18 protein-coding genes and 3 tRNA genes are annotated in these 23082 nt (G+C 47.8%); 12 read left to right on the plus strand and 9 right to left on the minus strand.

Annotated elements, in window-relative coordinates; all coding sequences use genetic code 11:
* Positions 1-39 precede the first annotated feature (39 nt).
* Together LRP50_RS24125 and ilvY are read right to left on the minus strand one after the other, a co-directional pair.
* Positions 40-333: a SemiSWEET transporter gene (locus tag LRP50_RS24125; RefSeq protein ID WP_274166973.1), complete on the minus strand. Its 294-nt coding sequence runs from the start codon at positions 331-333 to the stop codon at positions 40-42.
* A gap of 100 nt (positions 334-433) precedes the next feature.
* The gene (gene ilvY / locus LRP50_RS24130; protein WP_274166974.1) at positions 434-1324 is read right to left on the minus strand and encodes an HTH-type transcriptional activator IlvY; all 891 of its coding nucleotides are present in this window, start codon (positions 1322-1324) and stop codon (positions 434-436) included.
* Between the two features lie 154 nt (positions 1325-1478).
* On the opposite strand from ilvY, the gene ilvC reads away from it, so the two are divergent.
* Positions 1479-2963 carry a ketol-acid reductoisomerase gene (ilvC, locus tag LRP50_RS24135; protein ID WP_274166975.1) on the plus strand — a complete coding sequence of 495 codons (1485 nt, stop codon included), beginning with the start codon at positions 1479-1481 and terminating at the stop codon, positions 2961-2963.
* Between the two features lie 97 nt (positions 2964-3060).
* Here ilvC and ubiK read toward each other — a convergent pair whose 3' ends face one another.
* The 4 genes from ubiK to LRP50_RS24155 all read right to left on the minus strand — a co-directional run bounded on the left by ubiK (position 3061) and on the right by LRP50_RS24155 (position 8260).
* Positions 3061-3321, minus strand: a complete 261-nt coding sequence (gene ubiK / locus LRP50_RS24140) for a ubiquinone biosynthesis accessory factor UbiK (RefSeq protein WP_028025735.1) — start codon at positions 3319-3321, stop codon at positions 3061-3063.
* Positions 3322-3506: 185 nt separating this feature from the next.
* The gene (locus tag LRP50_RS24145; protein ID WP_274166976.1) at positions 3507-6566 is read right to left on the minus strand and encodes a multidrug efflux RND transporter permease subunit; all 3060 of its coding nucleotides are present in this window, start codon (positions 6564-6566) and stop codon (positions 3507-3509) included.
* Between the two features lie 9 nt (positions 6567-6575).
* Positions 6576-7637, minus strand: coding sequence for an efflux RND transporter periplasmic adaptor subunit (locus LRP50_RS24150; RefSeq protein WP_420791250.1), 1062 nt, complete (start codon positions 7635-7637; stop codon positions 6576-6578).
* 35 nt (positions 7638-7672) lie between these two features.
* Positions 7673-8260, minus strand: a complete 588-nt coding sequence (locus LRP50_RS24155) for a TetR/AcrR family transcriptional regulator (RefSeq protein WP_274166978.1) — start codon at positions 8258-8260, stop codon at positions 7673-7675.
* A 216-nt stretch (positions 8261-8476) separates the two neighbouring features.
* Here LRP50_RS24155 and rep point away from each other — a divergent pair, with 216 nt between their 5' ends.
* On the plus strand, positions 8477-10495 hold the full coding sequence (gene rep / locus LRP50_RS24160; protein WP_274166979.1) for a DNA helicase Rep: 2019 nt from the start codon (positions 8477-8479) through the stop codon (positions 10493-10495).
* Positions 10496-10551: 56 nt separating this feature from the next.
* Here rep and LRP50_RS24165 read toward each other — a convergent pair whose 3' ends face one another.
* Together LRP50_RS24165 and LRP50_RS24170 are read right to left on the minus strand one after the other, a co-directional pair.
* Positions 10552-11130 carry a sugar O-acetyltransferase gene (locus tag LRP50_RS24165; RefSeq protein WP_274166980.1) on the minus strand — a complete coding sequence of 193 codons (579 nt, stop codon included), beginning with the start codon at positions 11128-11130 and terminating at the stop codon, positions 10552-10554.
* A gap of 137 nt (positions 11131-11267) precedes the next feature.
* Positions 11268-11684, minus strand: a complete 417-nt coding sequence (locus tag LRP50_RS24170; RefSeq protein ID WP_274166981.1) for a c-type cytochrome — start codon at positions 11682-11684, stop codon at positions 11268-11270.
* A 342-nt stretch (positions 11685-12026) separates the two neighbouring features.
* Between LRP50_RS24170 and LRP50_RS24175 the strand changes: the two genes are divergently transcribed.
* The 10 genes from LRP50_RS24175 to LRP50_RS24220 all read left to right on the plus strand — a co-directional run bounded on the left by LRP50_RS24175 (position 12027) and on the right by LRP50_RS24220 (position 20799).
* Positions 12027-12103: transfer RNA gene (locus LRP50_RS24175), tRNA-Arg, on the plus strand.
* A gap of 38 nt (positions 12104-12141) precedes the next feature.
* Positions 12142-12217, plus strand: a tRNA-His gene (locus LRP50_RS24180).
* 2 nt (positions 12218-12219) lie between these two features.
* Positions 12220-12296, plus strand: a tRNA-Pro gene (locus LRP50_RS24185).
* 1027 nt (positions 12297-13323) lie between these two features.
* Entirely contained in the window at positions 13324-14916 is a 1593-nt protein-coding gene (locus LRP50_RS24190) for an ABC transporter substrate-binding protein (protein WP_274166982.1), read from the plus strand.
* Between the two features lie 71 nt (positions 14917-14987).
* On the plus strand, positions 14988-16001 hold the full coding sequence (locus LRP50_RS24195; RefSeq protein WP_274166983.1) for an ABC transporter permease subunit: 1014 nt from the start codon (positions 14988-14990) through the stop codon (positions 15999-16001).
* A gap of 11 nt (positions 16002-16012) precedes the next feature.
* Positions 16013-16918 carry a dipeptide ABC transporter permease DppC gene (gene dppC / locus LRP50_RS24200; RefSeq protein WP_274166984.1) on the plus strand — a complete coding sequence of 302 codons (906 nt, stop codon included), beginning with the start codon at positions 16013-16015 and terminating at the stop codon, positions 16916-16918.
* A gap of 9 nt (positions 16919-16927) precedes the next feature.
* The gene (gene dppD / locus LRP50_RS24205; RefSeq protein ID WP_274166985.1) at positions 16928-17908 is read left to right on the plus strand and encodes a dipeptide ABC transporter ATP-binding protein; all 981 of its coding nucleotides are present in this window, start codon (positions 16928-16930) and stop codon (positions 17906-17908) included.
* A complete protein-coding gene (locus LRP50_RS24210; protein WP_274166986.1) occupies positions 17905-18885 on the plus strand; it encodes a peptide ABC transporter ATP-binding protein in 981 nt (326 codons plus the stop codon). Before dppD ends, LRP50_RS24210 begins: the two co-directional genes overlap by 4 nt.
* Positions 18886-19004: 119 nt before the next feature.
* Positions 19005-19796 (plus strand): SPOR domain-containing protein, encoded by a 792-nt coding sequence (locus LRP50_RS24215; RefSeq protein ID WP_274166987.1) that lies wholly within the window; start codon positions 19005-19007, stop codon positions 19794-19796.
* A 202-nt stretch (positions 19797-19998) separates the two neighbouring features.
* Positions 19999-20799, plus strand: coding sequence for an SPOR domain-containing protein (locus LRP50_RS24220; protein ID WP_274166988.1), 801 nt, complete (start codon positions 19999-20001; stop codon positions 20797-20799).
* A gap of 75 nt (positions 20800-20874) precedes the next feature.
* Here LRP50_RS24220 and LRP50_RS24225 read toward each other — a convergent pair whose 3' ends face one another.
* A complete protein-coding gene (locus LRP50_RS24225) occupies positions 20875-22719 on the minus strand; it encodes a hypothetical protein (protein ID WP_274166989.1) in 1845 nt (614 codons plus the stop codon).
* Positions 22720-23082 lie beyond the last annotated feature (363 nt).

A 23082-nucleotide genomic window follows, 5' to 3' on the forward strand; every position in this document is an offset into this window, starting at 1 on the left:
ATAGGTTTTGGCGTTGTAGCAGATCAGAGAGATTCAGGCTTAAAACGTCATGCCTGCATGAGCGATAATCCCTACGACCATCGCGACATACATGATGAACCCCAGCCCGTTACCAACCCAAATAGTTGGGTTCTTGTGATACAGCCCATATATGGTCCAGAGCGATGCAATAAACGTGTAAAGCAGCCATGTTATTAGCGATAAACCCTCAGCACTTTCACTGTGAGAGAAATAGAGTTTGTATATTTGCGGGAGTGTTGCCAGAGGGCTTATTAAACCCATTGCCAACATGAGTGGTTCTAGCGCTTTTCCTACTCTTTCTATAAATGACATTTTATGTCTGCCTGTGAGTGTCAATGAAGGCAGAATAGACGTCGTTGCGTGGAACTGACAAACCTTGTTGATTCAAGCATGAGACGGAATTGATATTCGCCTAATTCGTGATGTTTTTCTCTTCTGCGATATCCCACAGCGCCTTAACTAAAGCGTTATCCAGCTGTGAGCGCAGGCTACACACCCCCAGCTCAAAAGGCTTGATGGGTGCCAGACGTAGCCGCTCAATCTTCTCCCTCACAGGACTGTTGTTGATGACAACATCTGGCGCGATACCCACCCCACAGCCCAAGGCAACCATGCTCACGATCGCTTCATGGCCAGATACTTGCGCGTAGATGTTGGGTTTTATCTTCATCTGCTTGAACCAAGTGTTGGCTCTTTCTCTGGCTGTACCTGCTTCGGGTACGATGAATGGAATCGCGTGCCAATCAGGCGTTTCTTTTTGTAGAGCCTCAGCAAAGCTACTGACACCCGCAGGTGCAATAACCGATAGCGGTACTTCGCTAATCGCTTTGAATGCTACTTTGGCTGGCAGTTGCTCAGGTCTTGCTGATATTGCGATGTCGGCTTCATCAAGAAGCACTTTGTCGATGGCTTGTGCGGGGTCGCCTGTGGAGAGCTTAAGCTCAATAAAGGGATGACGAATACGGAACTCTGAGAGCAATTCGGGTAAATGGCTATAGCTGGCAGTCACTGAGCAAAACAGGCGGAGTTCGCCTCGTAAGTCGTGTTCTGATGCATCTGCTTGGCTTTGGTATTGCTGCCATTCCGACAGTATTCTCATCGCTATAGGTAATAGCTTTTTCCCAGCAGGCGTCAGCACAACACTTCTGTTGTCACGAAGGAAAAGCTGCTGATTGGCTTCTTGTTCGAGCTTTTGTATCTGTCGGCTTAAGGCTGATGGACTGATGTGCATCGCCGCAGCAGTTTTTGAAAAGTTTTTGCTATCGCAAAGGTGGATGAAGAACTGAAGATGTTTGACGTCCATTGTCGATCTCTTATGTTGCATAAATTGCAATTACATGTTGTGAATATATCACTTTAAGCAATTTACTGCCTGATCTATTATGAACCCAATTCGGTGTGGCAGCTTGTCATGCACACACCGCTCAAGGACAGATTTTTCTTACGGAGTATTCGACATGTCTAACTATTTCAATACCTTGAACCTACGCGAGCAACTTGCTCAGCTGGGTGTTTGCCGTTTTATGGACAAAGCGGAATTTGCCAATGAAGCGGATTACCTAAAAGGTAAGAAAGTGGTTATTGTTGGTTGTGGTGCGCAAGGTCTTAACCAAGGCCTAAACATGCGTGACTCTGGCCTAGACGTGTCTTATGCACTTCGCCAAGCTGCTATCGACGAGCAACGTCAGTCTTACAAGAACGCCAAAGAAAACGGCTTCAACGTAGATAACTACGAAAACCTGATCCCACAAGCAGACTTGGTCGTTAACCTAACACCAGACAAACAACACACCAGCGTTGTTAGTGCTGTAATGCCATTGATGAAACAAGGCGCTGCACTGGGCTACTCGCACGGCTTCAACATCGTTGAAGAAGGTATGGAAATTCGTAAAGACATCACAGTAGTGATGGTTGCACCTAAGTGCCCAGGTACGGAAGTACGTGAAGAGTACAAGCGTGGTTTCGGTGTTCCTACTCTGATGGCCGTTCATCCAGAGAACGACCCACAAGGTGAAGGTCACGAAATCGCAAAAGCTTGGGCTGCTGCAACGGGTGGTCACCGTGCCGGTGTTCTTGAGTCATCTTTCGTTGCTGAAGTTAAATCTGACCTGATGGGTGAGCAAACCATTCTTTGTGGCATGCTTCAAGCGGGCTCAATCGTATGTTACGAGAAGATGGTTGCTGATGGTATTGACCCAAGCTACGCCGGTAAACTGCTGCAGTTTGGTTGGGAAACGATCACTGAAGCGCTTAAGTTCGGTGGCATCACTCACATGATGGATCGTCTTTCTAACCCTGCGAAGATCAAAGCATTTGAATTGTCAGAAGATCTTAAAGATCTGATGCGTCCGCTTTACAACAAGCACATGGACGACATCATCTCTGGTCACTTCTCATCAACCATGATGGCTGACTGGGCAAATGATGACGCAAACCTACTAGGCTGGCGTGAAGAGACTGCTGAAACTGCATTTGAACAATACCCAGATTCAGACGTTAAGATCTCTGAGCAAGAGTACTTCGACAACGGTATCTTGATGGTTGCAATGGTTCGCGCGGGTGTTGAGCTGGCGTTTGAAGCAATGACTGCATCAGGCATCATTGAAGAGTCTGCATACTACGAGTCACTGCACGAGCTTCCATTGATTGCAAACACTGTTGCACGTAAGCGTCTGTACGAAATGAACGTGGTAATCTCTGACACGGCTGAATACGGTAACTACCTGTTCGCAAACGTTGCAACACCACTGCTTCGTGAGAAGTTCATGCCAGGTGTTGGTACTGACGTTATTGGTAAAGGTCTTGGCGATGTAGGCAACGACGCTGACAACGCAACCTTAATTGCTGTTAACGACGCGCTACGCAACCACCCTGTAGAGTGGATTGGTCAAGAGCTACGTGGCTACATGACTGACATGAAGCGCATTGCGGTTGGTGACTAATCATTTCGCACTGACGAATTGAATACGAAAAACCCGGCGAAAGCCGGGTTTTTTAATTCTGGTTTTGCTTGAAAACCGACTTATTGAACCGCAATGATTATGCGTCAGATTTCTCGTTTAACTTCTGCTCGAACTCCGCCAACTTCTGCTCCATTTCACTTAGCTTTTGGCGAGTGCGAAGGAGGACTTGGGTTTGCACATCAAACTCTTCTCGACTCACTACATCTAGTTTAGCGAGTTGACCTTGAATCACTTCACGTACTTTCTGTTCAACGTCATTGCCCAGATCCTTCACTGGCTTTGGCATTGACTCATGGATTTGCTTGGCGATTTGCTCCAGCTTTTTGGGATCGAACATGCGTTACTCCTTATTTGATGCCGTTATTCTAAGCAACACGACTGCTTTTGTCGAAACTGTCTTTTGTACATTTGTCGGATGGCGATGCTTTTCTATACGTGAAAATACAAAAAGGGTCTCACTCAGAGACCCTTTATTTTGATGCGAAGATTCACATTGGCATCAGTACATTAATGTTTGCTGGCTTATGCCTTCAAGTCTTCTTCAAACTCAGGTAGCGGCTCATGGCGGCTAGCAAGGTAAGAATAGATGACAGGTAGCACGAACAAGGTAAACAGCGTACCAATCGCCAGACCTGCGACGATAACAATACCGATACTGAAGCGTTGAGCTGCACCAGCACCTGTTGCGTACATCAGTGGAATAAGACCCGCGATCATCGCTGCGGTTGTCATCAAGATCGGTCGTAGACGGACTTTCGCCGCTTCCATTACCGCGTCCATCTTGCTCAGGCCATTGTGGAGCTGTTCTTCTTTGGCGACTTCACAGATCAAAATACCGTGCTTAGTAATTAGACCAATCAAAGTAATCAAACCAACCTGCGAGTAGATGTTCATGGTCGCCGCGCCAGATGCCAACGCAATCAATGCGCCACAAATAGCCAATGGAACAGACACCAAGATCACCAGCGGGTCACGTAATGACTCAAACTGAATCGCCAGAACCAAGAAGATAACGGCCAAAGCCAGCATGAAGGTACCGACAAGCGCGCTACCTTCCGTCACGAACTGACGAGACTCACCTAAGTAATCATGCTGATAGCCCGCAGGCAGTTTTTCTGCCGCGACGTTTTCAAACCAGTTGATCACATCACCCATTGGCATACCTGCAGCGGCAACACTGATCGTGGCTGAGTTAAGCTGGTTGAAGTGAGGCAGTGCGCGTGGCTCTGCAATCACATCGATAGTAATGAGCGAGCCCAAAGGCACGGCATCACCGTTTGCGGAACGGACGTAGTAACCTTCGACAGACTCTGGGTTTTGGCGGAACTTACGTGCAACCTGTGGGATCACCTCGTATGAACGACCATCAAGGTCGATACGGTTAACATAACCGTCCGCCATCATGGTGCCCAAAGTGATACCGATGTCCTGCATGGTTACGCCATAAGCACCAGCCTTGTCTTTGTCGATGTTGATTTTCATCGTCGCAGAATCGAAGTTCAAATCCATGTCTGAGTAAACAAACTGAGGGTTGCTCTTCACTTCAGCCAAGATATCAGACGCAACTTGGAACAAGCTTTCGAAGTTGTTCGGCGTGGTAATAACAAATTGAATAGGCAAGCCTGAAGAGGCACCTGGTAGTTCAGGCATCTGGAAGGCAGTGACAGCCATTCCAGGAATATCCTTCACTTCCACACCCATACGCTGCACGACATCAGCCTGGCTGGCTTCACGCTCACTCCATGGAACGAGTGAGGCAATACCAAACGCCTGATTTGATTTAGGCACACCAGAGAACACTTGAGAGAACGCCACTTCAGGTTGTTCAGCCAGTTTCTGGTTCACTTCTGCCATGGTGTTTTGAATGTAATCAAGGTTGGCCGTAGACGGTGCTGTACCCATCATTACCAACACACCTTTGTCTTCAGCTGGCGCCAGTTCGCTTGGGATCAATTTGAACAGCATTGGTAAGCTTGCGAACACAATCACAGCGAAAGTGATGATCACTGGACGCATGCCCATTACGCCTTTCAGCATTTTGGCGTAGCGTTCAGTCATCGCATCAAGGAAATGATGGACCTTCGCTTCGAATTTGCTTGGTTGCTCATTGGCCTTAAGCATCTTCGAACACATCATCGGAGATAGCGTTAATGCGATGATACCGGAGACAAATACCGCACCAGCAAGCGTCAACGCGAACTCTTTGAACAACGAGCCTGTGATACCACCCATCAAAGCGATAGGTGCATACACGGCTGCCAGTGTCAGCGTCATCGAAATAACAGGCACCGCAATTTCTCGCGTACCAATGATCGCTGCACGGAAAGGTGGTTCACCGAGCTTGATATGCCGGTCAACGTTCTCCAAAACGACGATCGCATCATCGACCACCAGACCGATGGCCAATACCATCGCCAGTAGCGTCATCAAGTTTAACGAGAAACCGAATAGCTCCATCATCATGGCCACACCAATTAGAGACAGTGGGATGGTGATGATCGGGATCAATACCGCTCGGAATGAACCCAAGAACAAGGTAATCACAACCAATACAATCAATGCAGCTTCGATGATGGTTTTTACAACTTCATAAATCGATTCGTTAATGGCAACGGTCGAATCATAAAGGATGTTCATCTTGATGTTGCTTGGCATGTTGCGCTCAAGATCAGGTAGCTTCTTGAGTACATCAGCGGCAATGTTGATTGGGTTGGCTGTTGGTGCCGCGTTGATTGCTGCAACAACCGCCTCAGAGCCATTTGCTGTTGCGCGGTAGACATCGTGACTCTTCTCTAATGAGACGTCAGCAATATCACCAAGGCGAAGCACTTGACCATTCTGAGTCGCGACAACAAGACGTTTAAGTTCTTCCGTATCCGAAACCTGCGTATCTGCCGAGCCGTTGTATACCATATAGGTACCAATCGACTGACCCGTCGCAGATTGGAAGTTGTTGGCGTTTAGCACGCCCATCACATCCGTTGCGGTAAGGTTGAAAGCCGCCATCTTCGCAGGGTCTAGCCAAACGCGTAGGGCGTATTTCAGACCACCGTATAGGTCAATACTTGCAACACCGCTGACTGTAAACAGCTGTGGTTTGGTCACACGCTCTAGATAGTCAGTAATTTGGCTTGAGTCGAGCTCTTCAGACGTAAAGCCGATATACATCACCGCTGTCGTCGAGCCCGTCGACATCGATACCGATGGGTCCTCTGATTCGCCAGGTAGCTGCGCACGTACCGAATTCACCTTCGCCAATATATCGGCAAGGGCGGCATTCGGGTCGGTGTTGAGCTTCATGTACGCCGTAATTGTCGACGAGCCCAAGACAGACTCAGACGTCATGAAGTCGATGTTGTCGGCTTGCGCGACCGCTTGCTCAAGCGGCGTGGTAATAAAGCCCTGAATGAGATCAGCACTCGCACCGTAGTAACTGGTGGAAATGGTGACCACAGTATTGGTCATGTCCGGATATTCGCGCACCTGCATCTTGAACATCGATTGCAGGCCCAGCAAAGCGATCAGAAAACTGATCGATATCGCTAGCACCGGACGCTTTATGAAAATATCAGTGAATTTCATGGCGGCCTCTTACAGTTGTGGCAGCTCAGCCGGTGGGTTTAGGGCATCGCTTTCTACAACATTCACCTTAGCGCCGTTACTCAAGCGAACTTGACCAGACGTCACCACTTTGTCGCCAGCTTTCAAGCCATCAAGCACTTGTGCAATGTGACCTTTACGCTCACCAACTTTTACCACTTGCTGATATGCGCGCATTTCACCGTCTTCTTCACGAAGTACATACACATTCTCACCGTAAAGCGTGAAATTGATGGCGGTTTGCGCCACAACGATTTGATTCTCGAAGGTTGGCAAGATGATGTTGGCACGAGCAAACATACCTGAGCGCAACTGACCGTGGTTGTTTGGAATATCAGCCTGTACTTGGATCAAGCCGCTTTGGTAGTTAACCGCAGGTTCAATCGCGCTGATTTTCCCGGTGAACGGGGTGTCAGGATACGCATCGACAGAAATGTCGATCTGTTGACCCAGTTTGATTTTCGCAATGTCTGTCTGAGGAACAGTAAAGCGAAGGCGCATGATAGAGGTGTCTTCTAGGCGCACAATTTCATTGCCAGGCTGCAAGTATTGTCCAAGGAATACGTTGCGCAGGCCGACAATGCCATCGAATGGCGCATCGATAGTGCGACGGTCGATAGAAGCGTTGAGGCTTTCTACATCCGCTTGAAGTGAACGGAAATTCGCTTCAGCTTCGTCCAACGCTTCTTTGGAAATTGACCCTTTACGGAACAATCCTTGGTAGCGTTTGTATTTCGCTTCAGCTGCAGGCAAACGAGCTTGGGTACTCTTAAGGTTTGCTACTTCCACTTTAGAATCGAGCGCCAGCAGAACATCACCCGTTTTCACAGTTTGACCGGATTCGAAATTGATAGTTTCGATAACACCGCTCACTTCGCTGGTCAGCGTGACACCTTGATTCGGTTCGATGAAGCCGATTGCTTGGATGGTTGGTACCCAATCCGTCGATACCATTTCAGCAACAGTCACTGGGAACTCTGCTTCTGGCATGTTCTTAAAGGCTTCGTATTTAGCTAGGTTGTCATTAAGTTTATAGAGGACTGGCGCGGCCATAGCCGCCACAATGGCTAGCATAATTAACCATTTCTTCATGTAGATTGCTCCGATTCTTTATGAAGGCAAATTGCGTCCCAGCAAGCGTTGATCACGCTATCGAGTGCTGATTCGTCAAGGGATATAATCCCTTTCACCTGTTTCCGTGCTAAACAAATTGCCGGTTCAAGACCTATGCCGGACAGCACGTCGGTGGAAAGGGGTTTAAACGTTCCATCTGCGATCCCAAGTTGGAAAAACTGATGAACTGCAGAAAAAGCCTCTCTTTCTGTTGCTCTCTGCTCGCCATTGTTTTGGTAAGGCAGACTGTCAAACTGTTCTCGGTTAATCGCGTTGTCATCACGGCTGATCGTTAATCGCCAAGCGTTTAACCACAGCGTGACAAATTGTTGTTTCAAAGACATGTTATGACTGAAGCCTCCGAGCATCTTGGTCGCGCATTGGCGAACAACATGGCTCCTTAGCTGGCTCAACAAATCTTCTTTGTCCGAAAAGTAACGGTAAATTGTTCCCGCTGCGACACCCGCTTCTTTTGCCACCATCTGCATAGAGAGGCGGTCGAAACCGTGTTTTGCGAGTAAATGTTCCGTTGCTTCTAGGATCTGTGTTTTCTTATCAGACATAACACAGCGCTCTCAATGAATGAACGTTCATTCATTGTATGTTTTTTGATGCGTGGTGCAAGATAAAGTCGGCATTGAATTTATTGAGTTTTTTATTGAAAACGATATCGACGAGTGTTTCTGGGATACCTAAACAAATTTTCACTGAACAAGCATCTTGAGATTGCTGGGTATACAATACACGTGCTAACTATTGCCTAAATCATCGAGGACACCATGAAACTGAACCCAGCCCAAAATGACGCCGTCCACCACGTGTCCGGACCGTGCTTGGTATTGGCAGGCGCTGGCTCAGGGAAGACACGCGTTATCACCAACAAAATTGCGTACCTCGTACAACAGTGCGACTACAAAGCACGCCATATCGCAGCGGTGACGTTTACCAACAAAGCGGCGCGTGAGATGAAAGAACGTGTTGGTCAAACTCTTGGTAAGCAAGAATCGCGTGGCTTAACCGTCTCTACGTTTCACACCCTCGGGCTCAACATCATTCGCCGTGAATATAAAAGCTTGGGGTTGAAAGCAGGCTTCTCTTTATTTGACGACCAAGATCAAATGGCACTGTTAAAAGAGCTGACGGAAGATGAGCTAGAGGGCGATAAAGATTTACTCAAGCAATTGCTGCATACCATCTCCAATTGGAAAAACGACATGCTCACGCCGCAGCAGGCTGAATCCGTTGCGATGGGAGAGCGTGACCAATTGTTCGCGCACTGCTACACCATGTATCAAAAGCAGATGAAGGCTTACAACGCATTGGATTTTGATGATCTGATCTTGATGCCAGTGATCTTGCTGAAAACCAATCAAGAGGTGAGAGAGCGCTGGCAGAGTAAGATTCGTTATTTGCTGGTGGATGAATATCAAGATACCAACACCAGCCAATATCAATTGGTGAAAATGCTGGTGGGGGAGCGTGCGCGTTTTACTGTGGTTGGGGATGATGACCAATCCATTTATAGCTGGCGCGGTGCACAGCCTAAAAACCTGCTGATGTTGAGTCAGGATTTTCCCAGTCTCAAAGTGATCAAACTTGAGCAGAACTACCGTTCAACCAGTCGTATTTTGCGCTCGGCAAATATCTTGATTGCCAATAACCCGCACGTGTTTGAGAAAACGTTGTTCTCGACGTTGCCAGACGGCGAAATGCTAAAAGTGCTCAAAGCCAACAATGAAGATCATGAAGCAGAGCGTGTGGTGGGGGAAATCATTGCGCACCGCTACATGCATCGCTCTGATTACAAAGATTATGCGATTTTGTATCGCGGTAACCATCAGTCACGTTTGTTTGAAAAAGCCTTGATGCAAAACCGGATTCCTTACAAGATTTCAGGGGGAACCTCGTTTTTCGCGCGTGCCGAAATCAAAGACATCATGGCGTATCTGCGTTTGTTAACGAACCAAGATGACGACAACGCTTTCCTTAGAATTGTAAATACACCACGTCGTGAAATTGGCCCAGTGACACTCGAAAAGCTGGGAACATACGCAAACATGCGTGGAAAAAGCCTATTTTCGGCCAGTTTTGAAATCGGTCTACAGCAGCACCTTACGGGGCGTGGATTAGAATCCATTGAGCGTTTTACACGTTGGATCGTAGAGTTGTCTGATCAGTTTGAACGGGGTGATGCGGTGGATGCAGTACGCTCGCTTGTGCGTGATTCTCACTATGAAGATTGGCTGTATGAAACGTCTTCTAGCCCAAAAGCGGCGGAAATGGCGATGAAAAATGTCTCCGACTTATACAGCTGGATAGTGGCTGATCTTGAAGGCGACAATTATGACAACGAGCCGAAAACGCTGCGTGAAGTCGTTCAGCGTTTGACATTACGAGACATGATGGAGCGTGGCGAAGACAACGACGATGCCGACCAAGTACAGTTGATGACGTTGCACGCATCGAAAGGTCTAGAGTTTCCTTACGTGTTCTTGATTGGCATGGAAGAGGGTTTATTGCCGCATCAATCGAGCATTGATGAAGACAATGTCGAGGAAGAGCGCCGTTTAGCGTACGTGGGCATTACTCGTGCGCAAAAAGAAATGACCTTTACGCTGTGCAAAGAGCGTCGTCAGTATGGAGAGTTGATTAAGCCAATGCCAAGCCGCTTCCTTGAAGAGCTTCCTTACGACGATGTTGAGTGGGAGGAGAAGAAAAAACCTCAAACCCAAGAAGAGCGGATGGCAAAAGGAACGGCTGCCATTGCCAACCTCCGTGCGATGCTCAACAAAGATTAACTGAAAAGCCAGCGAAAGCTGGCTTTTTAATGGGTGAACGAAGCGTATTGAACACATTAGGCGAGGCCCGTTTCTTCCTCGGTTTCGTTTTCATGGATCATGCGAATGACTTTGGCTGGCGACCCACCAACCAAAGAATCTGGTGGTACATCGCGAGTTACCACTGAGTTGGCCGCAATAACGGAGCGTGCGCCGATTGTCACACCCTGACAAATAACAGTGCTCCCGCCAATCCATACGTCGTTTTCCACCACAATAGGTTTACAGTACGTTTCCCATTGGCGTCTCCGGCGGTAGTCCAAAGGATGTGAAGCTGTGTAAAACTGGCAATTCGGGCCAATTAATACATTGCTGCCGATAGTGATTGGCGCGCCATCAAGCATCACTACTCCCATGTTCAGAAAAGTTTGATGGCCGATATGGATGTTCTTACCAAACTCGCACTGAAAGGGCGCCATCACCATGGATTCTGGGTCAAAGCTGCCAAACAATGCGTTGCCGATATCCTCGATACTATCGCTGCGTTGCTCATTGAGGGTTTTGAGAAGATGAAAGGCATTAGCTCGAATGGTGCTGATCTCATCGTCAATGCCATTAAATGCATAACCTTGAGACATTTTTTCGAATTCGGTCATGTTGCGTGACTCGGGATTAAACACCCATACATTATGAGGAATTTATGCAGATCTGTCAGTGTGATTACTGCCAGATTTTGGATGTCAAAAACAAAAAAGCGACCATGAGGTCGCTTTTATCGCGTATTGCAGTCTGTTTATAGAGACAGCATGTGATCGATTGCTGCCACGATTTCATCATCGGAACAATCCATACATGTCCCTTTCGCGGGCATGCCATTAAAGCCATTAATAGCGTGGCTTATCAGCGTATCTCTGCCTTGTGCTAAACGTGGTTCCCAAGCGGCAGCATCACCTGCTTTGGGAGCGCCTGCAGCGCCAGTAGAGTGGCAGGCCATGCAATAGGTGTTGTATACGGCATCACCTGCACGAGGGCCAGCAGGAGCCATTGCGGCTTCAACAGGGGCTTGGCCTTCTAAATAGACTGAACCAACCGGTGCGATTCGCTCTGCAATGGCTTCTTCAGACATGTCTGCAGCATTTGCTGCGCCTATCAGAGACAGCGCGGCGATAGCTGACACTGCTAAACGTAAAAAAATTCCCTTTGCGCTCACGGTTTCACTCCCAATATGTTTTTGGCTCCGATAATTCGGGCGTTTTTTATGCTGTTAGTTATTTTTATCACAACTAAAGGGTCTTGATCGTCTAACTGGAGCGATCTTTTTAGCATTTGTGATAAGACTGACTACGAAGCTATGCCGTGATTAGGTTAACTCCGTGTAAACACTAAGTGATTATAGCGCTTTAGATTGTTGCGTTAAACCGTTATGATTACGCCTGTTAGTGCGGTTTTTATTCTGATTGGACAAAAACAGAGCGCTCGGAAAAAAAATTAAAAAAAGTGCTAGACGGCAAGGGGTGATATCCGTAATATGCGACTCCGCCGACAGGGACAAGCGCCCGTAGCTCAGCTGGATAGAGCGTTGGCCTCCGGAGCCAAAGGTCGCAGGTTCGAATCCTGTCGGGTGCGCCAATCCGGATACAGCAAGAAATTGGCAAAAAAATAATGTGGTGGCTATAGCTCAGTTGGTAGAGTCCTGGATTGTGATTCCAGTTGTCGCGGGTTCAAGTCCCGTTAGCCACCCCACTCGGTGAATAGCGCAGTTTGGTAGCGCATCTGGTTTGGGACCAGAGGGTCGGGGGTTCGAATCCCTCTTCACCGACCACATTCAGATTAAGCCCGCTCAATAGAGCGGGCTTTTTCGTATTTGTAGTTTGGAAAAGAGTTTAGATTGTGCCAATCCAAGGTCGGGTTGACGTGTCGAACCATTTGGAAGGCCGCCCCGCTTGATGGCAAGCCCCACCGAATCTCTCTTCATGATCACATTCAGATAAAGCCCGCTCAGTAGAGCGGGCTTTTTTTGTCTCTTAATTAATACCCACACAAAATCAGCCTTTTATTGTTACCAGATAATCCGCCACATATTACGAAGAATGTTTTAATTCAATGAGATGACTTGTTAACAGCGACTCAGCATGATTTGTTTTGTCATCGTTGAGTAATATTCAACGCTGCGATGAAATGTATATGGTTAGTGTTTGCACGGATAAGTGTTTCGTTTATGACCATTGGGGAGTGACAGAACAGGAAATTATGTTTTCTTTGAAGTTTGTCATACTGAACAGCAGCCGCTGTCGTTAAATAAATGCACGATAACATCGGTATTTATTCATGATGCATGGATTGATGATTCGATGATTGTGCTGGAAAGGTGGCTATTTACTGGTCGTAAATGCTAGCAAATGTTTCGAATGTCACTACATCACTTAGTTTGTATCGCCTGGATTATCCATGCTCTCTATTCTGTTGTTAAATTCTATGTGTCGACTTATAAAATCAATTCGTTAAATTTAACATGATGATTTTAAACCATTTATTTATCTCGTTGTTTTTTTATCATCTTCGGTATCTTATGTCATGATGACTAAATATGCGTTTTGAGAGGGAAAGTATGGAATTTCGTGCTGCTTTGTTGATTTTTTGTGAAATCTTTGCCAGATTGATTTATCAACAAATTGCGCATCGAATGCGCAATTTTTGACTGGTCACTCTCATGCTTTTCGACATGGTTTGCTTGCAGCTCTAACTGACAAGCAGCCACCGTAAAACTCTTCGTAGGATGGCAAACATGTCGCTTACCTCTGAGCATGATGTGTGATTGATTATTGTTCACATCATATTGGAGCCAAACGATGAAAACAGGAATGTTGAAGCTGAGCGTAGCTTTGATCGCGTCAGCTGTGGCTGTCGGCGTTCAGGCAAAAACTTTGGTTTATTGCTCTGAGGGCTCTCCGGAAGGATTCAACCCATCGCTTTACACCTCGGGCACCACTTTCGATGCCAGTTCACGTCAAATCTTTAATCGTCTTGTTCAGTTTGAACGCGGTACGACAAAAATCGGTCCAGGGTTAGCCGAGTCTTGGACCGTGTCTGATGACGGGATGAAATACACCTTTAAATTGCGTGAAGGCGTTACATTTCACAAAACCAAAGAGTTCTCACCAACGCGTAATTTTAATGCTGATGACGTGATCTTTTCCTTCATGCGTCAGAAAGATGAAGCCCACCCTTACCACAAAATTTCAGGCGGCTCTTACGAGTACTTCAACGCCATGGAAATGGGTGACTTAATCAAGTCCATCGAGAAAGTGGATGACAACACCGTTGTCTTCAACCTTACACGCCCGGAAGCGCCGTTCATCGCTAACCTTGCCATGGATTTCGCATCAATCATGTCAGCGGAGCAAGCTGATCAGCTATTGAAAGCAGGCACGCCAGAGAAAATCGACTTTGAACCATCGGGTACAGGTCCATTCAAATTGGCGGGCTACAAGAAAGATTCCACCATTCGCTATTTAGCGCATCCAACATACTTTGAAGGCAAAGCACCGATTGACCGCTTGGTCTTCTCGATCACACCTGATGCTTCAGTACGCTACGCCAAGCTGCAAAAAGGTGAGTGTCATGTGATGCCGTACCCAAACCCTGCCGATCTCAAGCGCATGCGTACTGATGACGCGGTGAACCTGATGAATCAGGAAGGCTTGAATGTGGGCTACCTTGGCTTCAATACGCAAAAGAAACCGTTTGATGATGTACGAGTTCGCCAAGCACTAAATATGGCAGTGAACAAAGAAGCGATCATTGACGCGGTGTTCCAAGGTGCAGGTAAAGCAGCGAAGAACCCAATTCCACCGACAATTTGGTCTTACAACGATGCGGTCACTGACTACGCATACGACCTTGATAAAGCCAAAGCCTTGTTGAAAGAAGCGGGTCTGGAAGAAGGCTTCACTACAAACATTTGGGCAATGCCAGTACAGCGTCCTTACAACCCGAATGCACGTCGTATGGCAGAAGTTATTCAGGCTGACTGGGCAAAAGTTGGCGTGAAAGCGGAAATCGTGACGTACGAATGGGGCGAGTACCTCAAGCGTTCTAAAGCCGGTGAGCATGACTCAGTATTGCTAGGTTGGACTGGCGACAACGGTGACCCAGATAACTTCCTTGCTGTACTGCTAGGTTGTTCTGGTGTTGGTGGTTCAAACCGCGCGCAATGGTGTCACCAGCCGTTTGAAGATCTGATCCAACAAGCGAAGAAAACTGCTGATGTTGCAGAGCGCACGCGTCTGTACGAAGAAGCGCAAGTGGTCTTCAAAGAGCAAGCACCTTGGGTAACCATCGCTCACTCCGTGGTCTTTGAACCTGTTCGCAAAGAAGTGAAAGACTACAAAATTGACCCATTCGGCGGTCACATCTTCTATGGCGTAGACATCGAAGAATAAGCACCATTCCAATTATGCGGCTGCGCTTTGCAGCCGCGTTTTGCCTTTCTGGCATTTGAGCGAGTCGTTGTATGTTGCAGTTTATCCTTAAGCGATTAGGGCTGGTGATCCCAACCTTTATCGGCATAACCCTGCTTACGTTTTCACTTATCAGAATGATCCCCGGCGACCCCATTGAAGTGATGGCGGGCGAACGCGGTGTGTCACCCGAACGTCATGCGCAGTTGATGGCTGAGTTGGGTCTTGATAAGCCTCTTTTTGAGCAGTATTTCATTTATATCGGTAACTTGCTCCACGGAGATTTAGGCAATTCCTTGATCACCAAAGAGCCAGTGCTGAAAGAATTCATGACGCTTTTCCCCGCCACTATGGAGCTTGCCTTCTGTGCCGCTCTTTTTGCGATTTTGGTGGGCCTACCTGCAGGTGTTATTGCTGCCGTTAAGCGCGGTACCTTTGTCGATCACACCGTAATGACTGTCTCTTTGACGGGTTACTCCATGCCTATTTTTTGGTGGGCATTGTTACTGATTCTGTTTTTCTCTATTGGTCTTGACCTCACGCCAGTATCCGGACGCATGGATGATGCGACCTATTGGGTGGATGAAGTCACGGGGTTCATGTTGATAGATAGCTGGCTGTCTGGTGAAGAGGGGGCATTCGGTGCTGCTGTTCATCATCTCATTCTGCCTGCTATTGCACTTGGCACTATTCCACTGGCTGTGATCGCGCGGATGACCCGCTCTTCCATGCTAGAAGTGTTAGGTGAAGACTACATTCGTACTGCGCGCGCAAAAGGTCTGATGCCTTGGCGTGTTGTTCTTATTCATGGCCTTCGTAATGCCCTTATTCCCGTTATCACTGTGATTGGCTTGCAGGTAGGGATTTTGCTATCGGGTGCGATTTTGACCGAGACCATCTTCGCGTGGCCAGGGATAGGTAAGTGGTTGATTGAATCCATCGGACGTCGTGATTACCCCGTGGTTCAGGGGGGTATTTTGCTGGTGGCGACCATCATTATTTTGGTTAATTTACTCGTCGATATTCTCTACGGCGTTGTAAATCCGCGTATTCGACACGGTAAATAGGAGGGTGACAAATGACTGATACTACACAAACCACCAATCCTCCTCAGGAAAAGCAGCCGCTCACGCCGTTTGCCGAATTCTGGGCATATTTCTCAATGAACAAAGGGGCACTGGCAGGGCTGATCTATATTGCAGTCGTGATTGTGATTGCTGCGCTCGCACCTTGGGTCGCGCCCCATGACCCGACGGAGCAATTTCGTGACGCGCTGTTAATGCCGCCAGCATGGATTGAGGGCGGTTCTTGGAGCTACATTCTGGGCACTGACGATGTTGGACGAGATATTCTCTCGCGCTTGATATATGGGGCTCGATTATCATTACTTATCGGTTGCATGGTTGTCGTGATTTCACTGGTGATAGGCGTGTTCCTTGGCCTGTCTGCCGGCTACTTCGGTGGGATGGTGGATACCGCTATCATGCGCTTGGTCGACATCATGCTGGCATTGCCAAGCTTGTTGCTTGCCATTGCTATCGTTGCCATTCTTGGGCCTTCGATTTTTAACGCATCTTTGGCGATTTCGTTTGTTTCTCTTCCTCACTATGTTCGCTTAACGCGAGCCTCTGTGTTGTCGGAAATTAACCGAGACTACGTCACCGCTTCTCGCGTCGCAGGTGCAGGCCATTTCCGATTGATGGTGTCTGTTCTCCTTCCTAACTGTCTCGCCCCTTTGATTGTTCAAGCAACCTTGGGTTTCTCAGCCGCAATTTTGGATATGGCAGCGTTGGGCTTCCTTGGCTTAGGTGCGCAGCCACCCACGCCAGAGTGGGGTGTCATGTTGGCTGATGCGCGTCAGTTCATTAACTCCGCGTGGTGGGTGGTGACCTTCCCCGGCGTCGCGATTTTGGTGACGGTACTCGCGTTCAACTTGATGGGCGATGGCTTACGTGATGCCCTCGATCCAAAACTCAAGCAGTAGGAGAGTGAGATGGCGATTTTAGAAGTAAACCAGCTCTCCGTGCATTTTGGTGATGAGAGCGCACCGTTTAAAGCGGTAGATAAAATTAGCTACACCATTGATGAGGGGGAAATCCTTGGCATCGTTGGTGAGTCAGGTTCGGGTAAATCCGTCAGTTCATTGGCAATCATGGGGCTTATCGATTTTCCGGGTCGTGTGAGTGCTCAATCCGTGGCATTTTCGGGGGGTAACCTTCTCGATATGCCAGAAAAAGAGCGTAAAAAGCTGACAGGGGCGGAAATCTCTATGATTTTCCAAGACCCAATGACCAGCTTGAACCCTTGTTTTACGGTGGGTTACCAAATCATGGAAGCCTTAGAAGTACACCAAGGAGGCTCGAAAAAAGAGCGTAAAGCACGCGCAGAAGAATTGCTGCGCTTGGTGGGAATTCCTGACCCCGGCTCGCGTCTTAAAGTGTATCCACACCAACTGTCTGGTGGTATGAGTCAGCGCGTGATGATTGCCATGGCGATAGCGTGTAACCCACGTTTGCTGATCGCGGATGAGCCAACAACAGCATTGGATGTGACCATTCAGGCACAGATCATCGACCTGTTGCTCGATCTGCAAAAAGAGCAAAACATGGCGCTTATCCTTATCACCCATGATTTGGCGCTGGTGGCGGAAGCTGCACACAAAGTCATGGTGATGTATGCCGGACAAGTGGTTGAAACCGGGTCATCCGATATTATCTTCAAAGCACCCAAACACCCTTACACCCAAGCGCTCTTGCGCTCGTTGCCAGAATCTTCCGCAGGGAAAGATCGCTTAGATTCTTTGTCCGGCGTGGTGCCCGGCCTATTTGATAGGCCATCGGGCTGTTTGCTGAACCCGCGCTGCCCGTATGCGACTGACCTTTGTCGCTCGCAAGAGCCCGATATTCAAGGCCCTTCAGAGCGTGCTGTGAAATGCCACTATCCATTGAATGAGCAGGGAGAGCCAACGCGATGAGTGATCAACAAGCGCCACTGCTCGATGCGGTGGATTTGAAAAAGTACTATCCCGTGAAGCAAGGCATCTTCAAACCTGATGCTGAAGTGAAGGCGCTGGATGGCGTGTCTTTTACGCTAGAGCGTGGAAAGACCCTTGCAGTGGTGGGCGAGTCAGGATGTGGCAAATCCACGTTGGGACGTTTGCTCACCATGATTGAAGTGCCGACAGGTGGCACGTTGGATTTCCAAGGCAAAGATCTTCTTAAGCGTGATCCTGAATCGGATAAGCTTCGTCGCCAAAAGATTCAAATCGTGTTTCAGAATCCTTATGGTTCGCTCAATCCCCGCAAAAAAATCGGACAAATTCTTGAAGAACCGTTGGAAATAAACACCGATCTGAACAAAGCCGAGCGTAAAGCGCGATCGCTGGAAATGATGGCGAAAGTTGGCCTGAAAACTGAGCACTATGATCGATATCCGCATATGTTCTCTGGTGGACAACGCCAGCGTATTGCGATAGCCCGTGGTTTGATGCTAAACCCAGAAGTGGTGGTGGCGGATGAGCCAGTCTCCGCTTTGGATGTGTCCGTTCAAGCGCAAGTCCTCAACCTCATGATGGATTTACAGCAAGAGTTGGGCTTGTCTTACGTGTTTATCTCGCACGATCTGTCCGTGGTAGAGCACATTGCTGACGAAGTGATGGTGATGTATCTAGGGCGTTGTGTAGAAAAGGGCACGGCTGAAGTGCTGTTTAGCAACCCTCAACATCCTTATACACAAGCATTGCTGTCAGCAACGCCTCGTCTTGACCCTGAGCATCGCCGTGAGCGTATCAAGTTAACGGGTGAACTTCCTAGCCCACTTAACCCACCCAAGGGCTGTGCGTTTCATGCAAGGTGTCGCCATGCCATTGATAAGTGTGCTGATGAGCAGCCCGTTCTAAAAACGTATAGTGATCGCCAAATTGCCTGCTTTGTGGTTGATGAACAGTTGTAGTTTATGAGTAGATAGGGCAGTGAATGCTGCCCTATCTCGACGAGATTTTGATCTGAAGAACACAAAATCGAGCTACGATAAGGTATTGAACAATAAACACTCCTCACTGGAGAAGGGTAATGCGTCTAGGTTCTTATCGCGTTATAGGTGTGCTATTCACGCTTCTATTGTCGAGCCATACCGCTCAATCGGCAGAGGACGACTGCCGTTCATCAACTCAAAATGATTGGAATGTTGTCGCTCAAACTTGCCCGATCGGTAAAGGGTTGTGGGGGCGAACACCCGAGAAAGCCTCGGGAGCATTTTGGGTGCAATGCGGGCTGATAAAGAAACTTCCTGAGCCATCTTTTGCCAAAAACCTGCCAGATTCAATCGATAAAGATACCGTCGTGTTTCGCCAAGAAGGCAATCAGTTTCGATGCTTGGTTGGTCCATTTGATAAATATGCCGCAGCATTGACGGCTCGAGACGCAATGCGTCAACACCCCGCATTTTCTGGTGCGTTTATACGAGATGCGTTGTTGCCCGATTCCGTCGTTACTAAGGCGCAAGGTAACAAGCCGTCGAATAAGAAGCCGAAATCTAAACCTGTGATGGCCCTTAAACGAGACTACTTTTCTGTGGCCGGCATCAAGAGCCCTAAGCCAAATGCCAACGAGCGTAAATATCGCGACGGTGAGATCGTTTGGTGGCGCGCTACATTGCAAGAAGCAACATTGGCGTGTGAGAGTGATGGAATGAAGTTGGTGTCGGAATCAACGTTAAGGGCCATAGCAGAAAGTGCTGAGGCAAATACGCAATTATCAACGCGGCTGCCTTTTTGGGTCGCAGAGCAAAACGCCTTTGATTCAACCATGATGGTGCCTATACCACTATCAAAAGAGTCAGCGCTGCTAGTTTTGTGTGAATAGGCGTTTTATCAACGTGTAAAATTGAGAACATGCTGTGGTGCCATATTGCATGTTGTGAAATCCGCTGTAGAAACTATCAACAAATACCTCAACTCTGATCTTGCCCTCTACAATATGCCGATTAACCCATGGCGTATATTGCTGCGAGAGGCTGAGGTCAAAAGATGGATGCGAGACAAACAAAAACACAGTTGGTGTTGGAGTGGTAGCGCAAGGCGTGAGACATGTCATTGTGGTCATGAGTTTACTGTTCGCTATTGGCGCTCATGGTTCAGAAGCATGCCCGACAGAGAAAGTCCTACAAGGAGTCAACATTGTCTCTGAGCAATGCCCTATAGGTAAAGGCTTGTGGAGCAAGAAGCCGTCTGCGCAAGGTGGTGCATTTTGGGTGCAATGCGGAATTTTGGATAGCCAGCCAAGAGCGGCTTTGCGACAAAGCATTGAAAAGCACATAACTAACAACGCGGATTGGGTTTTAAAGCCAGAAGAGAAAGGCTTTCGGTGCCTGCTAGGTCCATATGAAGCTTTCAACCAGGCTGTTGCTATTCGCGATAAAATTCGTCAAGAAACCGTAACATCAGACGCGTTTATCCGTCAGATAGATTATCCAGAGCAGTCTTCTACGATATCGACTAAAGCCCTGCCATCGACAAAACCAAAATCTAAGCAGGCCCAGAGGAGCGGGGCAACGACACGCAAACTTGACCCTGTTGTCGGGCTTTGGACGCCAAAGCCTCAAGGCAATGACGCGCGTTACTCCATCCACCAACGAGATTGGTGGCGTGCAACCTATTCCGATGCAAAAAGCACCTGTAGGCGCTCAGGAAAGAAATTAGCATCACAGTCTGCCATCCGCCGCGCCGTCGCGCGACAAGGCGCGAGAGAGCAATTCCCGACGACCATTCCGTATTGGCTCAATAACGGCAATGTGTACGATATTAAATTGGATATGGCGTTTGTGGCGATCTCAGACACGCTGACATTGAATGTGTTGTGTGAGTGATGGGATAACGGCTGTTGATGACGGAAACAAAAAAGCGACCATGAGGTCGCTTTTTAGATTTAGCAAAAGCTACGCTTAGTTCGCTACTTTTTGCATGTAGTGCACAGTTTCTGTCTCACCATTTGGTTTCATTTTACGGCTAGTCAGGATGCCCATATCCCAGTCTTTACCAGCAGGTTGGTATTCCCATTTATTAAAGAATTCTTTGCTATGTCCCTGGTTATTGATGCACTCCCCACCAGGTGTATAGTCTTCTTCTTCAGTGATATCGCACCAGCGGACCGTTGAGTTAAGTTCAGTCAAAGTGGCTTTCAGCTCGCGACCAGGTTGACCAAACCACCAGTAATCACCTGGTAGTTTTTCCCAAGTGCCACTTTCATCAATCGATTCAAGTGAACACTCGCCAGTGAAATCATTGCCCTTGAGGGTAAAGCCGTCTTGCGCGAAAGTGAGAACTGATTTAGCTACCGTTTCGCAATCAGGACGTGTAGACACGATTTCCCATGAGCCTTTCATATCCACATAACGCTCTTCTTCAGCACCTGTCACTGGGTAGTAGTAATTTTGAGAAATCGTTGTGCGTCCTTCAGTACAGTCGCTGCTTTCTTGATCGCAATCGTCACCTTCCAGTTTAGTTTTCTTGGACACCGCGCTGTAAATGCCCGTCACTGGGTCATAAGAGCCTGACTCGATTTCACGCTGCCAGCTTGGTGCATCACCGTTTGCTGCTTCACTTGCAGTTGTGTCATCACGAACATTGTCGCTGAACACATTCAGGTATTCAGGTGTGCATTTATCACCCGCTTTTGCACATTCGTAAATGGCAATCTCTGGGTATTGCGTAGAGTCGGTCAACAGTTCGTCATTCTGCTGTGCACTGTCCGGCTTAAGCATTTTGTAGGCAAACGCGTGACCCATATCGAACGCACTGTTGATTGGGAAGTTATCTTCACCAGTATCCTGAGCGTTGTTGTTGTTCATATCGCAGAAGCGGATGTCGTTGTCGTTTTCGTCTTTTTGATCGTCAACCCAAGTGGCCTTAGGGTAGTCTTTAAGGCAGGTCAGGTATTGCTGCGCAAAATACTCAGACAGCCCACTATCGGTTGAACCTGCCAGAAGGTTCAGGCCATCGCTTTGCAGCTTCAGCAGCATGAGCGACATACCACGGGTATCTTCAAACAGGTCTGCATCCATGGTTTTGTCTGCATGGACAAATAGCGTCTTCTCACCGTCAGGAGTGTTTTGTTTGGTCTGACTTACGCCGATATTGCGAATAACTGTGCCTGAGTCCAGTTTGAACGCATCAATCTGCGCTGTGCCGCCACGCTTGATGTCCAGTGCAGCACTCATGTGTGCCATGGCGTCTTCTTCACTTACCCATTCGCCAGCTGGAATGTTTAGCTCTTTCATTAGCAGAGCGGTAGATGCGAAGTCATCCAACTGAATGATACCTACTGCATTCAGTGTGGCCTCGGCGATGTTTTCACGCAGTAGATTAGGGACAACGATGATGTCGTTGTCCGCTTTATTTTGATCAATGGATTGTAGCAGTCGCGCGAGCACCGCTGAGCGCTCATATTTACCGGTTGATTCAAACGGGGAAATGACGCCTTTGTCACCGCGCTCTGAAGATGCACCAATTTTCAGGCCGTTTTTGCCGCCAAGGTAGAAGGTAATAGTATCGCCAGATTTTGAGCGATATTCACCTTTCGCATCTGTCCAACCCGTCAAACCACTTGGTTGAGATTCGTAGTAAAGACCTTCAACTTTCGCATCAATAAACTGACCGACAATAACGCCACCAACCTGTGAACCACCACCTGTTGAACCACCGCCAACTACTGGCGTTGAATCATCACTACCACAACCTGCTAAAATTAGTGCAACTGATGCTGCCAACAAAGATGTCTTAAAGTTCATTTCTCACCCGAATGAATAATTATTTGAATAAACACCCTGTTCACATGATCAGAGGTCTACGACTTTTTGGAATGAGTGTCTTGTTATTGGAAGCTAATGAAAAACGCAATAGGTTGCTCTTAATGCGCAACCATTATTGACTGAATTGTTGTTAATTGTTGTTGTAAGGTATCTGTATTGAGACTTGGCGTTAGTGGGGATGATTTCTAGGCATTCATAAGGATTATCTCTCAGTGAGATGATTGTAGTTTTGTGTGGCGCTTTTTGACTAAATATTGTTTTATTTTGCATAAAAAAGCCCCGCCAGTCTTACCTGGCAGGGCTCGGTTTTTCGGCAGAGCCGATTATCTCATCGTATCCTTT

The organism is Enterovibrio gelatinilyticus (genome assembly GCF_028683095.1).
Classification (GTDB): Bacteria; Pseudomonadota; Gammaproteobacteria; order Enterobacterales; family Vibrionaceae; genus Enterovibrio; species Enterovibrio gelatinilyticus.

Bases quoted from the DNA above. Each gene is read 5' to 3' on its own strand.
- LRP50_RS24125 (WP_274166973.1), bottom strand. From the start codon at position 333: ATGTCATTTATAGAAAGAGTAGGAAAAGCGCTAGAACCACTCATGTTG.
- ilvY (WP_274166974.1), bottom strand. From the start codon at position 1,324: ATGGACGTCAAACATCTTCAGTTCTTCATCCACCTTTGCGATAGCAAA.
- ilvC (WP_274166975.1), top strand. From the start codon at position 1,479: ATGTCTAACTATTTCAATACCTTGAACCTACGCGAGCAACTTGCTCAG.
- ubiK (WP_028025735.1), bottom strand. From the start codon at position 3,321: ATGTTCGATCCCAAAAAGCTGGAGCAAATCGCCAAGCAAATCCATGAG.
- LRP50_RS24145 (WP_274166976.1), bottom strand. From the start codon at position 6,566: ATGAAATTCACTGATATTTTCATAAAGCGTCCGGTGCTAGCGATATCG.
- LRP50_RS24150 (WP_420791250.1), bottom strand. From the start codon at position 7,637: ATGGCCGCGCCAGTCCTCTATAAACTTAATGACAACCTAGCTAAATAC.
- LRP50_RS24155 (WP_274166978.1), bottom strand. From the start codon at position 8,260: ATGTCTGATAAGAAAACACAGATCCTAGAAGCAACGGAACATTTACTC.
- rep (WP_274166979.1), top strand. From the start codon at position 8,477: ATGAAACTGAACCCAGCCCAAAATGACGCCGTCCACCACGTGTCCGGA.
- LRP50_RS24165 (WP_274166980.1), bottom strand. From the start codon at position 11,130: ATGACCGAATTCGAAAAAATGTCTCAAGGTTATGCATTTAATGGCATT.
- LRP50_RS24190 (WP_274166982.1), top strand. From the start codon at position 13,324: ATGAAAACAGGAATGTTGAAGCTGAGCGTAGCTTTGATCGCGTCAGCT.
- LRP50_RS24195 (WP_274166983.1), top strand. From the start codon at position 14,988: ATGTTGCAGTTTATCCTTAAGCGATTAGGGCTGGTGATCCCAACCTTT.
- dppC (WP_274166984.1), top strand. From the start codon at position 16,013: ATGACTGATACTACACAAACCACCAATCCTCCTCAGGAAAAGCAGCCG.
- dppD (WP_274166985.1), top strand. From the start codon at position 16,928: ATGGCGATTTTAGAAGTAAACCAGCTCTCCGTGCATTTTGGTGATGAG.
- LRP50_RS24210 (WP_274166986.1), top strand. From the start codon at position 17,905: ATGAGTGATCAACAAGCGCCACTGCTCGATGCGGTGGATTTGAAAAAG.
- LRP50_RS24215 (WP_274166987.1), top strand. From the start codon at position 19,005: ATGCGTCTAGGTTCTTATCGCGTTATAGGTGTGCTATTCACGCTTCTA.
- LRP50_RS24225 (WP_274166989.1), bottom strand. From the start codon at position 22,719: ATGAACTTTAAGACATCTTTGTTGGCAGCATCAGTTGCACTAATTTTA.